This is a genomic window from Actinophytocola sp., assembly GCF_036402745.1.
Classification (GTDB): Bacteria; Actinomycetota; Actinomycetes; order Mycobacteriales; family Pseudonocardiaceae; genus Actinophytocola.
In genome coordinates, this window is record NZ_DASWSJ010000295.1 from 20,470 (window position 1) to 33,630 (window position 13,161).

The following is a 13,161-nucleotide window of genomic DNA, read 5'->3' on the forward strand; positions in this document are numbered from 1 at the left end:
CGATGGTCCGCTGTATGGAAAGCCCTGTCAATACAGTGTCAGTGATAGGGTGACGGTATGACTGCCTCGGAGTGGGACGACCGCCTGTCGCGCTGGCAGAACGAGTTGGAGCTGTTCGCGCAGCTGGAGGAGGCGCCGTGGGTCACGCTTGCCCAGGCCGAGCAGGAGACCGGGGTGTCCCGCTCTGCGCTGCGGTCGTGGTACCGGAACGGCGAGGTCAGGTCCCGCTTGGTCGATGGTCCCAACGGTCCGCAGCGCCTGGTCCCGCTCGACGCGGTGGTCGAGCGCGCGGCCCGCTCGCCCCGCATTCAGCGGCGGGCGGAGCGTGAGGTCAGCCTCGAGGCGCAGGTGACGTTGCTGCGCAGCCGGGTCGACCAGCTCGAGCTGCGGCTCGCCGCGCTGGAAGCTCGCGAATAGTTTTTTCGCGTGGCGTGTCGATTTCGCTCTCGCCCGCTCGACGCATGGCCAAGGAGCCGACTGGAGCCGGGCTCGGCGCGCTAGCGGAGGAGATTCCGATGGGCAAGATCGTCAACGCCACGTACATGACGCTCGACGGCGACATCCAGAACATGCAGGACTGGCACTTCGACTACCTCGGCGCCGAGGCCCGGCGGGCCGCGGTCGGGCAGTTGTACCTGAGCCAGGCGTTGATCATGGGCCGCAAGACCTACGAGGGCTTCGCCGAGGCGTGGCCGGCCCAGGCGGGCACCAACGAGTTCGCGGACCGGATGAACTCGATCAAGAAGTACGTGGTGTCGTCGACGCTGAAGGACCCGAGCTGGACGAACACCGCGGTGCTCGGCGAGACCGGTGACGTGCTCGCGGAGATCCGCGCGCTGAAGGAGCAGCCGGGCGACATCCTGCAGTACGGCTACGGTGACGTCACCCGGCTGCTGGTGGCGAACGGCCTGCTGGACGAGCTGCGGATCTGGCTGCATCCGGTGCTGTCCGGCAAGGCGAAGCCGACGGACGTGCTCTACCGCGACGGCGACCAGGTCCGCTTCGCCCTCAACGGCGTCGAGACCCACAGCAACGGCCTGCTGGTACTGAGCTACACCCCGACGACGAAGACCGACTCCGGCGCGGAGTCCTGAGTGCGCGACGCCTGACCCAGCCACGCGCGGCCGGCACGTGGTGCCGGCTGCTGGTGGCCGCTGTGCGGCGCCGGTCGTGCGGACGGCCGGGATGGGCAGTCGCCGGGGTTGGCGGGTGGCTGGGTGGGCGGTCGCCTTTCTTGGCGGGGCGGGTATGGGCGTGCGTCGAGGTCAGGCGCGGAGGCGTAGGCCCTTTGGCGTGGCGCGGAAGCCCGCGTCTCTCAGGATGTCGGCCATGTTTGAGGTCAGGGCTATCTCTCCGTCGGCTTTCTGGACGGCCAGCTGGCCCAGCCAGCCCTCCCGCACCGCGCGGGACAAGGCCTCCGCAGCGGCTCGGAGGTGGGCGTCCTCGTCGGTGAAGGACAGTAGGGAGCGGCCGCCTCGTTCGACGTACAACACCGGACGGCCGTCGACCAGGACCGCGAGGGCGCCAGCTTTTCGTGCGGGGCGGTGCTTTCCGTCGCCGATGGGCTCCGGCCACGGCAACGCCGCCCCGTAGGGCTGGGCCGGGTCGGCGGCGGCGAGGATCCGGGACGCGTTGTCGCCCGTGGGGAGGTCGCCGTCCGAACGGGACAGTGCGCGTAGCCGGTCGACGGCGCCGCGGGCGGCGAACTGGGACGCGCCCAGCCCCTCGACGACGTATCCGCGCACGATCTGGCCGGACTCCTCCATCGCCCGCAACACCTTGTACACCCCGGAGAACCCGCCGCTGACGCGCTCGGTGTCCAGCGCGCCCCGGGTGAGCACACCGTGCCGCTCCAGGAACGCCTCGGCGCGCGCGTGTGCCCGGCGCGTCGGGTCGGGCTCTCGCGCGACCACCAGCGACCACCGGCCGGCCACCGTGGGCGGGCCGGTCCGGCTGGGCATGGCGGGGCGCGCGCCACGCAGCCGCGCGTAACGGCCGCGCGGCGTGGAGCTGCGCGGCTTGTGCGCCGCGCCCCGGCCGGACACCAGCGCGCGCAGCGGCGCGATGGTGTCGTTGGTGACGAGCCCCGCCCACACCAGGTCCCACAGTGCCGCAACGACATCCGCGTCCGACGGTGCCTCCGCGCCGCCGTCGAGCAGGATGGCGCCGACCCGGTCGGCGAGCTGCCGGAAGAACAGCGCGCCACCGTCCATCGCGGACAGGACCGCCGTGTGCAGCGGCGTGTCCGGCACGACAGCCTCGACCTCCGGTAACAACAGGTCGGCCACATCCGTTGGCGCGAGGGCGATCCAGCCGTCCCCACCGGACAGCGACCCCGTGCCGCACCACGTGACCTCGCCGGCCGTGGTGAGCTCGTCGAGCAGCGCGGGCGAGTACCCGGGCAGCCGCGACGGCAGGATGAGCGACTCGAGCCCGCTGGCCGGTAACGGCGCACCCGCCAGCTGCTCCACGACGGACAGCACGTCGTCGGCGGTGGGCGCGGTGCGCAGCCGCTTGCCGACCCCGTGCCACGCGGGCAGGAACCGGCCGAGCGCCTCGGGCTCCACCGGCTCGACGTCGGCACGCAGCTTGGCGAGCGACGCCCTGCGCAGCCGCCGCAGCACGTCGGCGTCGCAGAACTCGGTGTGCGTGCCACCCGGCCGCAGCTCGCCGCGCACCAGCCGGCCGGTGCCGACCATGCGGTCGAGCACGCCGGTGACCACCGCGACACCCAGCCCGAACCGCGCCGCGACCTCACCGGCGGGGAACGGCCCGTGCGTGCGCGCGTAGCGGGACAGCAGGTCGGCGAGCGGGTCGACGACCGGCTCGGTGAACGCCTCCGGCACGCCGACGGGTAACGCCGTGCCCAGCGCGTCGCGCACCCGACCGGCGTCCTCGATGATCATGTACCGCTCTTGGCCGGCGATCCGCACCCGGATGATCCGGCGCTGGCGCTCGAGCTCGGCCAGCCACGCGGCCCGCACCCCGCGCAGCGCCGCCTCGTCGACGGAAAGGTCGCCGAGGAAGCGCAGCAGGTCGGCCGCGTCCTCCTCGTGCCGCGCCGCCCGGCCGGGGTCGAGCCGCTGCAGCGACCGCTCGACCTCGGCGACGACGTCGGTGTCCAGCAGCTCGCGGATGGCCTCCGAGCCGAGCAGCTCGGCGAGCAGCGAGCTGTCCAGCGACAGCGCCGCGGCCCGCCGCTCGGCCAGCGGCTGGTCGGCGTCGTAGAGGAACATGCCCGCGTAGCCGAAGAGCATGCTGCGCGCGAACGGCGACGCGGACGGCGTCTCGACCTCGACGACCCGCATCCGCCGCGACCGCACGTCGGACATCAGCTCACGTAAGCCGGCCACGTCGTAGACGTCCTGCAGGCACTCCCGCATGGCCTCCAACACCACCGGGAACTGCTCGTACTTGGCCGCGACCGACAGCAGCTGGGCCGACCGCTGCCGCTGCCGCCACAGCGGGGTGCGCTTGCGCGGGTCGCGCCGCGGCAGCAGCAGCGAGCGCGCGGCGCACTCGCGGAACCGGGAGGCGAATAGCGCCGAACCGCCCACCTCGGCGACCACGATCTGCTCGACCTCGTCGGGGTCGAGCACCACGTCCTCGGCGGCGGCCAGGATGTCCTTGCCGTCGATGTCGACCGCGTCCGGCAGCTGGATGACGATGCCGTCGTCGGAGTGCGCCACCCGCGCGTCGGCCCCGCTGCGCTCCCGCAGCCGCGCGCCGATGGCGAGCGCCCACGGCGCGTTGACCTGCGCCCCGAACGGTGAGTGCACGACCAGCCGCCAGTCGCCGAGCTCGTCACGGAACCGCTCGATGAGCAGCGTTCGGTCGTCCGGGACGTGCCGGGTGGCCTCCTTCTGCTCGGCGAGGTAGGCGAGCAGGTTGTCGGCGGCCAGCGTGTCGAGCCCGGCCTCGACCGCCCGCTGCCGGGCGGCCGGCTCCTTCATGCTCGACAGCTCACGCAGGAACTTGCCCAGCGCGCGGCCCAGCTCCAGCGGCCGGCCCGGTGAGTCGCCCTTCCAGAACGGCATCCGCGCGGGCTCGCCCGGCGCCGGGACCGCGATGACCCGGTCGTGGGTGATGTCCTGGATCCGCCACGACGACGTGCCGAGCAGGAACGTGTCGCCGACCCGGGACTCGTAGACCATCTCCTCGTCGAGCTCGCCCACCCGCGAGCCGGCGCCGCTGTCCGACGCCGGGGTCATGACGGTGAACAGCCCGCGGTCGGGGATGGTGCCGCCCGAGGTGACCGCGAGCCGCTGAGCCCCGGGCCGCCCGCGCAGCTCGCCGTTGATCCGGTCCCACGTGATGCGCGGCCGCAGCTCGCCGAACTCCTCGCTGGGATAGCGGCCGGCCAGCATGTCGAGCACCGAGGTGAGCGCCGACTGCGGCAGCGCCGCGAACGGCGCGGCCCGGCGCACCAGCGCGGTGAGCTCCTCCACCGACCACGGCTCGAGCGCCACCATGGCGACGATGTGCTGGGCCAGCACGTCGAGTGGGTTGCGTGGGTAGCGCATGGCCTCGATGGCGCCCACGGCCATCCGCTCGGCGACCACCGCGCACGACACGAGGTCGCCGCGGAACTTGGGGAACATGACCCCGCGGGAGACCGCGCCCACCTGGTGTCCGGCACGCCCGATGCGCTGCATGCCCGACGCGACCGACGGCGGCGCCTCGATCTGGATGACGAGGTCGACCGCGCCCATGTCGATGCCCAGCTCGAGCGACGACGTGGCCACCACGCACGGCAGCCGGCCGGACTTGAGCGCCTCCTCGACCGAGGTCCGCTGCTCGCGCGACATCGACCCGTGGTGCGCCCGCGCGACCGTGGGCGTCTCGACCCCCGCCGCCCAGCCGGACTCGGCGATGGCCTCGGCGGGGAAGCGGCCGACGTCGACCGGGTAGACCGGCCGCTCCGCCGCGAGCTCGTTGAGCCGTGAGGTGAGTCGCTCGGCCAGCCGGCGCGAGTTGGTGAACACGATCGTGGACCGGTGCTCGCGGACCAGCTGCAGCACCCGCTCCTCGACGGCGGGCCAGATCGACGGTCTTCGGGTGCCGCCGCCCGCGCCGGTCAGCTCCTCGAGCGTGCCGATGCCGCCGGGCAGCGGCGGCGCGTCCGGGTCGGGGGTGACCGGGCCGTCGAGCGGGGGCGGCCCGTCGAGCTGGGTCATGTCCTCGACCGGGACCACGACGCGCATCTCGATGGTCTTGCCGATCCTGGGCGCGACCACCCGCACCGGCCGGGTGCCGGCGAGGAAGGCGCTGACCTCGTCGATGGGCCGGACCGTGGCCGACAGCCCGATGCGCTGGGCCGGCTTGGGCAGCAGCTCGTCGAGCCGTTCCAGGGACAGCGCCAGGTGGGCGCCGCGCTTGGTGCCGGCGACCGCGTGGACCTCGTCGACGATGACCGTCTCGACCCCGCGCAGCGACTCCCGGGCCGCGGAGGTGAGCAGCAGGAACAGCGACTCGGGCGTGGTGACCAGGATGTCCGGCGGCGTCCTGGCGAACGACCTGCGCTCGTCGGCCGGGGTGTCGCCGGTGCGCATGCCGACCGTGATGCCCGGCTCGGCGAGCCCCAGCCTGCGGGCCGCCTGACCGATGCCGGCGAGCGGCGCGCGCAGGTTGCGCTGCACGTCAACGGCCAGCGCCTTGAGCGGGGAGACGTAGAGCACCCGGCAGCGCCGGGTGCGCTCCGCGGGCGGGGGCTGGGTGGCCAGCCGGTCGAGCGCCCACAGGAACGCGGCCAGCGTCTTGCCGGACCCGGTCGGGGCCACGACTAACGCGTGCTCGCCCGCCGCCGCGGCCGACCACGCGCCGGCCTGCGCCTCGGTGGGTGCGGCAAAAGCGCCGGCGAACCACTCCCTGGTGGCCGGCGAGAACATCTCGAGCACATCTGAACCAACGCTGGAACTCACGAAATCCATCGTGCCTCGACCCACCGACAATTTCTGAACCCGTGCTCGTCACCGCGCGTAGTACACCCGCGACGGACCGGTGGATATGTGGGACCTGTCCCATGGTGTCGGTCGGTCATGGCAGCATCTTCTGTCAGCAAGGGTGGGCACCGTCCGTGGCGGTCTGCTGGGCGGGGTCGGACGAGGGGAGAGTCGTGAACGTCCTGTCGGTGGATCTCGGCACGTCCAACACGGTCGCCGTGCTGGCCGCGCACGGCCGCCCGCCGCGGGTGGTCGACGTGGACGGGGCCTCCATGATGCCGTCCGCGGTCTTCGCCGCCGAGGACGGAAACATCGTGGTCGGGCGGGACGCCGAGCGACGGGCGCGGCTGGACCCGGCCAGGTTCGAGCCCAACCCCAAGCGCCGCGTCGACGAGGGCACCCTGCTGCTCGGCGACCAGGTCGTGCCGGTCACCGACGCGCTCGCCGGCGTGCTGCGGCGGGTCAACGACGAGACCTCCCGCCAGCTCGGCGGCTCGCGGCCGGACGAGGTGCGGCTCACCCACCCCGCGCAGTGGGGTCCGGTGCGGCGCAACGTGCTGCTGTCCGCGGCCCGCCAGGCCGGCATGGGCTCCAACCTGGTGCTGGTCCCCGAGCCCGTGGCCGCCGCCGCGCACTTCGCCTCCTTCCCCGGCCAGACGCTGGCCTCCGGCCAGGCACTCGCCGTCTACGACCTCGGCGCCGGCACGTTCGACGTGGCCATCGTCGGCGCCACCCAGAAGGGCTTCGTCGTCCTGGCCGAGGCGGGCCTGCCCGACCTCGGTGGCCTCGACGTCGACCAGGCACTGCTCGAGCATGTCGGCCGCCAGGTGTCGCACCGCGAGCCGGGCCGCTGGCAGTCGCTGCTGCGCCCGGTGTCCACGGCTGACCGGCGCGCGCAGCGGGCGTTGCGTGAGGATGTCAAGGCGGCCAAGGAATCGCTGTCCCGGCACCCGCAGACCGAGGTCCCGCTGCCCGAACCGTTCGACGACGTGCTGGTCACCCGGGTCGAGCTGGAGGCGTTGATCCGGCCGGGCCTGCTGCGCAGCGTCGAGCTGCTGGCCGGCACCATCCGGTCCACGGGCATGACCCCGGACCGGCTGGTCGGCATCTACCTGGTCGGCGGCTCGAGCCGGATCCCGCTGATCGCCACGCTCATCGCCGAGCAGATGCGGGTGGTCCCGACGAGCCTCGATCAGCCGGAGACCGCCGTCGCCCTGGGCGCGCACCACGTGCCGCAGGAGGGCGTCACCATGCGCACCAGCGACATCAGCAACACGATCGAGGACGTGCAGCGCACCCGGCAGGTGGTGGCGCCGAGGACCGGCGGGTTCGCCGCCGCGGGCCCGCCCGGGCCCCCGACCGGCGGCACGCCCACGCCGAGCGCGTACCCGAACAGCGGCCCGCAGCGCATCCAGGGCCCACCGCCGCCACCCAAGGGCCCGCCGCCAGGCCTGCCGACCGGTCCGCCGAGCAACCCGGTACCCGTCATGGCGTCCGGTCCCGCGTACGGGCCGCCGCCGCATGCCGCCTCGGGCGGCACGTCCAACCGCGGCTGGTACATCGCCACGGCGGTCGTCGCGGTGCTCGTCATCGCGGTGGTCAGCATCCTCATCGCCACCTCCGGCAGCAGCAGCGGCGGTGGTGGCGGTGGCGGCACGGCGGCGGCCGGCGGCTGCGACGACCGGTCCGCCGACAACCAGGGCTTCAGCGGCTGCATGCGCCAGCTCGCCGGCGCGGTCGTGGCCAACAACGAGTGCAAGAAGGGCGCCGCCAATCCGATGGGCGGCCAGGCCATGGAGACGCCGGGCGCCACCACCGCGTCCTGCACGATGAAAAACGACTACACCGTCATGTACATGCACTTCGGCGGCAGCGACAAGGCCGACGGCAGCGCGCAGTCCGGCGCCGAGACGGCCAAGCAGTACATGGACACCATCAAGACGCAGTTCGAGAACCTCGGCACCGGCAGCAGCAAGGCCGACGAGGGCAACTGGAACGGCGACAGCATGTCCGGCAGCTACTACGCCATCGACATCGGCTACGGCAACGGCGTGCTGGTCTTCCAGGTCAAGGACTCGCCGGTGGCCGGTGTGCTGATGCACCTGAGCACGGACGTCAACGCCAACTCGTCCAGCTCCGACCTGGTCGACTTCTTCGACAAGCACGTCAAGCCAGGCAGCGACGGCGGCGCGTAGACCCTTCTTCGGGGAGGCCGCGGGGGCGCGGCATCATGCTCGACGTAACGGTCGGTGTAGGTGGGGGAACACTGTGTCAGTCCTGGGTGTGTCGATCCTGTCCGTGGACCTCGGGACGTCCAACACGGTCGCCGCGCTGGCCGCGCACGGCCGCCCGCCGCGGGTCGTCGAGGTGGACGGCTCGGCGACGACGCCGTCCGCCGCGTGTTCGGCGGCTCGGGCGCTCCTCGGGTCGACGTTCGATAGCCTGCCGGACGCGTAGCGGTCCGAGCGAGGGAGAGCTGTGACCGTCCTTTCGGTGGATCTGGGGACCTCCAACACGGTTGCCGTGCTGGCGGCGCACGGGCGGCCGCCCCGGGTGGTCGAGGTGGACGGGGCCGCGACCATGCCGTCGGCGGCGTTCGCGGCGGATGACGGCGACCTCGTCGTCGGGCGGGACGCCGAGCGGCGGGCCCGGCTGGACCCCGCCCGGTTCGAGCCCAACCCCAAGCGCCGCGTCGACGAGGGCACGCTGCTGCTCGGCGACGTCGTCGTGCCGGTCACCGACGCGCTCGCCGCCGTCCTGCGCCGCGTCGCCGAGGAGACCTCCCGCCAGCTCGGCGGCGCGCAGCCCGACGAGGTCCGGCTGACCCACCCCGCGCAGTGGGGGCCGGCCCGCCGCAACGTCCTGCTCGCCGCCGCCCGCCTCGCCGGCCTCGGCCCGTCGCTGGTCCTCGTGCCCGAGCCGGTGGCCGCGGCCGCGCACTTCGCCTCCTTCCCCGGCCAGCACCTGCTCCCCGGCCAGGCGCTCGCCGTCTACGACCTCGGCGCCGGCACCTTCGACGTCGCCGTCGTCGGGACCAGCCAGAACGGGTTCACCGTCCTCGCCGAGGCCGGCCTGCCCGACCTGGGCGGCCTCGACGTCGACCAGGCGCTGCTGGAGCACGTCGGCCGCGAGGTGTCCGTCCGCGACCCCAGCCGCTGGCAGCACATACTCCGTCCCGAGTCCACCGGGGACCGCCGGGCCCGGCGCGCCATGGCCGAGGACGTCAAGGCCGCCAAGGAGTCGCTGTCCCGGCACCCGCAGACCGAGGTCCCGCTGCCCGAGCCGTTCCCCGACGTCCTGGTCACCCGGGTCGAGCTCGAGGCGCTGATCCGCCCCAGCCTGCTGCGCAGCGTCGAGCTCCTGGCCAGCACGATCCGCGACACCGGCCTGTCCCCGGACCGCCTCGCCGGCATCTACCTCGTCGGCGGCTCCAGCCGGATCCCGCTGATCGCCACGCTGATTGCCGAGCAGCTGCGGGTGGTCCCGACGAGCCTGGACCAGCCGGAGACCGCCGTCGCCCTGGGCGCGCACCACGTGACGCAGGAAGGCGTCAGCATGCGCACCCGCAACCTGGGCGGCCTGCCGACACCACCGCCGGGGCCGCCCCCGGCCCGCCCCCTGGGACCGCCGATCGGCCCACCGACCGGGCCGCCGACGGGCCGGCCCACCGGTCCACCGCAGCAAGGTCCGCCCACCGGTCCGCCGCGCCAGCCGGGGCCGCCCCTGCCGGCCGCGTTCCCGGGCCAGGTCGCGCCCCCGCCCGGACCTCCGCCGCGGCCCAGCCGGCGCAAGGCGTGGCTCGGCATCGCCGCCGTGGTGGTGCTCGCGATCGTCGCGGTCGGCGCGGTGTTCGTGCTCCGGCCGTCCAGCGACCTGCCGACCGCGGCGGACTGCCAGCAGAAGGGCGACACCGACGGCCAGGGCTTCAGCCAGTGCCTGCGCCAGCTCGCCGGCCCGGTCGCCGACTCCGCCGCCTGCCGCCCGGCCGAGGCGGACTCCGGCGCGGACGTGTCCTGCGCGCTGTCCGACGACTACCAGGTCAGCTACGCCCACGTCGCGTCGGTGAAGGACGCCACGAAGGTGGCCGACACCCAGCTCGGCACCATGAACGAGGGCAGCCACGTCGAGGCCGACTGGCGCGGCAACGGGCTCGACGGCCGGTTCCGGGCGGGGGTCAGCGGCGGCACCGGGATGCTCGTGTTCACCGTGAAGGACCGTCCGCTCGTCGGCTGGCTCACCAAGACCGACCTGCGTGCGTCCAACGACTTCACCCCCGACACGCTGGCCGACTTCTTCGCCCGGCACGTGCAGCCGGGGACCTGACATGTCGCATCTCGGGCTGGTGGCGCTCGTCGTGCGCGACTACGACGAGGCGATCGCGTTCTACGTCGACGCGCTCGGCTTCGAGCTGCGCGAGAACACCGGACTGGGTGACGGCAAGCGATGGGTGGTCGTCGCCCCGCCCGGCTCGCGCGAGACCGGCCTGCTGCTGGCCAGGGCGGAGGGCCCGGAGCAGGAGGCCCGCGTCGGCGACCAGACCGGCGGCCGGGTGGGGCTGTTCCTGAACACCGACGACTTCGCCCGCGACCACGAGCGGATGCTGGCGGCCGGCGTCCGGTTCGCCGAGCCGCCCCGGCGCGAGCCCTACGGCATGGTGGCGGTGTTCCTCGACCTGTACGGAAACCGCTGGGACCTCATCGAACCGCGCTAGCGGCGGTTACGCAGCGCCTGCACGCCCAGCACGATCGACACGACCAGCCCGGCGATGATGGCGATGTCGATGAGGACCGACTCCAGGCTGGACGGTGAGAGGTCCATGGCGAGCGACATGCTGGGCATTCTCCCGGTCTCGTAGGGTGGTGTCGATGCGTATCACCGTCTTTCGCAAGATGATGGCCGAGGAGTTCGGCGAGATCCGGGCCGACATGCTTGCTCGCGACCACGTGTTCAGCGTGCTGGGCAACCGCACGGTGGACCAGGCGCTGGAGGCCGGGCTGCCCGCCAAGGAGGTCTGGCGCGCCGTGTGCGACGCCTTCGAGGTGCCGCCGGAGCGCCGCTGAACCGCGCAGGATACCAACCGGCGTGTCGCCCACCGCTCGAACAAGCGTTCGGCTAGCCTACTTATCCACAACCGGGTCGTCGATCCACAGATCGGCCCCACCGTCCGAAATTGTCGGTCCCTAACCGTAGCGTCGGCAGCGTGAGTTCGAAACGGTCTCGACACAACCAAGGTGGATCTCAGATGGCACCAGCAGCACCCGATCGCGCGAAGGCACTCGACCTGGCCCTCGCCCAGATCGACAAGAACTTCGGCAAGGGATCGGTGATGCGTCTCGGCGACGAGGCCCGCGTACCGATCGAGATCATTCCCACGGGCTCCATCGCGCTGGACGTGGCGCTGGGCATCGGCGGTCTGCCGCGTGGCCGGGTCGTCGAGATCTACGGCCCGGAGTCCTCCGGTAAGACGTCGCTGGCCCTGCACGCGGTGGCCAACGCGCAGAAGGCGGGCGGCATCGCGGCGTTCATCGACGCCGAGCACGCGCTCGACCCGGACTACGCCAAGAACCTCGGCGTCGACACCGACGCGCTGCTGGTGTCCCAGCCGGACACCGGTGAGCAGGCGCTCGAGATCGCCGACATGCTCATCCGCTCCGGCGCGCTCGACATCCTCGTCATCGACTCGGTAGCCGCGCTCGTGCCCCGCGCCGAGATCGAGGGCGAGATGGGCGACAACCACGTCGGTCTGCAGGCCCGGCTGATGAGCCAGGCGCTGCGCAAGATCGCCGGCGCGCTCAGCAACTCCGGCACCACCGCCATCTTCATCAACCAGCTGCGCGAGAAGATCGGCGTCATGTTCGGCTCGCCGGAGACCACCACGGGTGGCAAGGCGCTCAAGTTCTACGCGTCGGTGCGGCTGGACATACGTCGCATCGAGACCCTCAAGGACGGCGGCGAGGCGGTCGGCAACCGCACCCGGGTCAAGGTGGTCAAGAACAAGGTGGCGCCGCCGTTCAAGCAGGCCGAGTTCGACATCCTCTACGGCAAGGGTGTCAGCCGTGAGGGCTCGCTCATCGACATGGGCGTCGAGCAGGGCATTCTGCGCAAGTCCGGCGCCTGGTACACCTATGAGGGCGACCAGCTGGGGCAGGGCAAGGAGAACGCCCGCAAGTTCCTGCGCGACAACCCCGACGTGGCCAACGAGATCGAGAAGCGGATCAAGGACAAGCTCGGCATCGGCGCCAAGCTCGACACCGACGACACCGAGCCCGCCCCCGCCCCGGTCGACTTCTGAGCCGATGGCCCAGCCGCGCTGGCGGCGAGGCGACCGGAGGACAGGCGACGACTCGTCCTCCGGAGAGCGCCGGGCGGCGCCCGCCGAGCAGGTGGACCCCGCCCAGCAGGCGAAGGATCTCTGTCTGCGCCTGCTCACGGTCCGGCCCAGGACACGGGCCGAGCTGCGCCAAGCCTTGCTGCGCAAGGAGATTGAGGAAGACGTCGCCGACCGGGTCCTCAGCCGCCTGGACGAGGTGGGCCTGATCGACGACGCTGCCTTCGCCGAGGTGTGGGTGCGTTCCAGGCACACCTACCAGGGCCTGGGCCGCCGCGCCCTGGCCACCGAGCTGCGCCGCAAGGGTGTCGAGGAGTCGGTGGCCGCCGAGGCAGTGTCTACAGTGGACGCCGAGGCCGAGGAGGAACGCGCCCGGCAACTGGTCCGCAAACGAATCCGCACGATGACCGACCCGGACCAGACCGCCAGGATCCGCAAGCTGGTGGGGATGCTGGCCCGCCGCGGGTACTCGGAGGGGTTGTCGTTCCGGGTGGTGCGGGACGAGCTGCGGGCTGTGGGGGAGGACTCCGACTTGTTGGATGGGCCTGTTTAGGTTCGCTCGGGTTCGTGGGGATCCGGTGGGGTTGGGGGGAGGGGGCCGAGGGGGTGGGGAGTGTGCTGCGCCTTTGGGTTGGGATTCAGGGCGCCCGGGTTGGGACGCGGGTGGCGGTTTCGTTGTGGACGGGCCACTTTGGGCTTTACCGGTTCCGGTTGGCGAGGTTGGTTGGCTTTCGGATCCCGGCGATGCGACGCGAGCGGCTTTGATCCTGATCCCCGCGATGCGGAGCGAGCAGCGATGCGCGCCTCGACCGGGCGCGAGCCTTGGAACCTTGTTCCTGAAGAGGCTGGGCTGGGTGGCGTGCGCTATTGGGGTACGCCAGGCCTGCCCTT

The 13,161-nt window shown here is 72.5% G+C and carries 11 protein-coding genes; 9 read left to right on the forward strand and 2 right to left on the reverse strand.

All coding sequences use genetic code 11. The annotated features are described in order from the left end of the window. Window positions 1–57: 57 nt before the first annotated feature. Window positions 58–417 (forward strand): excisionase, encoded by a 360-nt coding sequence (locus VGD70_RS27750; RefSeq protein ID WP_331086411.1) that lies wholly within the window; start codon window positions 58–60, stop codon window positions 415–417. 98 nt (window positions 418–515) lie between these two features. Further along, window positions 516–1,094 (forward strand): dihydrofolate reductase family protein, encoded by a 579-nt coding sequence (locus VGD70_RS27755; protein WP_331086413.1) that lies wholly within the window; start codon window positions 516–518, stop codon window positions 1,092–1,094. A gap of 171 nt (window positions 1,095–1,265) precedes the next feature. Here VGD70_RS27755 and VGD70_RS27760 read toward each other — a convergent pair whose 3' ends face one another. Beyond that, a complete protein-coding gene (locus VGD70_RS27760) occupies window positions 1,266–5,930 on the reverse strand; it encodes an ATP-dependent helicase (protein ID WP_331086415.1) in 4,665 nt (1,554 codons plus the stop codon). Between the two features lie 185 nt (window positions 5,931–6,115). On the opposite strand from VGD70_RS27760, the gene VGD70_RS27765 reads away from it, so the two are divergent. The 4 genes from VGD70_RS27765 to VGD70_RS27780 all read left to right on the forward strand — a co-directional run bounded on the left by VGD70_RS27765 (window position 6,116) and on the right by VGD70_RS27780 (window position 10,653). Then, entirely contained in the window at window positions 6,116–8,137 is a 2,022-nt protein-coding gene (locus VGD70_RS27765; protein ID WP_331086417.1) for an Hsp70 family protein, read from the forward strand. Window positions 8,138–8,210: 73 nt separating this feature from the next. Then, complete coding sequence (locus tag VGD70_RS27770; RefSeq protein ID WP_331086419.1) at window positions 8,211–8,399, forward strand: hypothetical protein; 189 nt, start codon at window positions 8,211–8,213, stop codon at window positions 8,397–8,399. Window positions 8,400–8,420: 21 nt separating this feature from the next. Further along, a complete protein-coding gene (locus VGD70_RS27775; protein ID WP_331086421.1) occupies window positions 8,421–10,265 on the forward strand; it encodes an Hsp70 family protein in 1,845 nt (614 codons plus the stop codon). A 1-nt stretch (window position 10,266) separates the two neighbouring features. Beyond that, window positions 10,267–10,653 (forward strand): VOC family protein, encoded by a 387-nt coding sequence (locus VGD70_RS27780; RefSeq protein ID WP_331086423.1) that lies wholly within the window; start codon window positions 10,267–10,269, stop codon window positions 10,651–10,653. Here the strand turns inward: VGD70_RS27780 and VGD70_RS27785 are convergent. Next, window positions 10,650–10,772, reverse strand: a complete 123-nt coding sequence (locus tag VGD70_RS27785) for a hypothetical protein (RefSeq protein ID WP_331086424.1) — start codon at window positions 10,770–10,772, stop codon at window positions 10,650–10,652. The genes VGD70_RS27780 and VGD70_RS27785 overlap by 4 nt on opposite strands. A gap of 35 nt (window positions 10,773–10,807) precedes the next feature. Between VGD70_RS27785 and VGD70_RS27790 the strand changes: the two genes are divergently transcribed. From VGD70_RS27790 to VGD70_RS27800, 3 genes are all read left to right on the forward strand, one after another. Beyond that, window positions 10,808–11,002, forward strand: coding sequence for a DUF3046 domain-containing protein (locus VGD70_RS27790; RefSeq protein WP_331086426.1), 195 nt, complete (start codon window positions 10,808–10,810; stop codon window positions 11,000–11,002). A gap of 182 nt (window positions 11,003–11,184) precedes the next feature. Further along, a complete protein-coding gene (gene recA, locus VGD70_RS27795; protein ID WP_331086428.1) occupies window positions 11,185–12,234 on the forward strand; it encodes a recombinase RecA in 1,050 nt (349 codons plus the stop codon). Between the two features lie 4 nt (window positions 12,235–12,238). After that, window positions 12,239–12,823 (forward strand): regulatory protein RecX, encoded by a 585-nt coding sequence (locus tag VGD70_RS27800; RefSeq protein ID WP_331086430.1) that lies wholly within the window; start codon window positions 12,239–12,241, stop codon window positions 12,821–12,823. The last annotated feature ends 338 nt before the right edge of the window (window positions 12,824–13,161 follow it).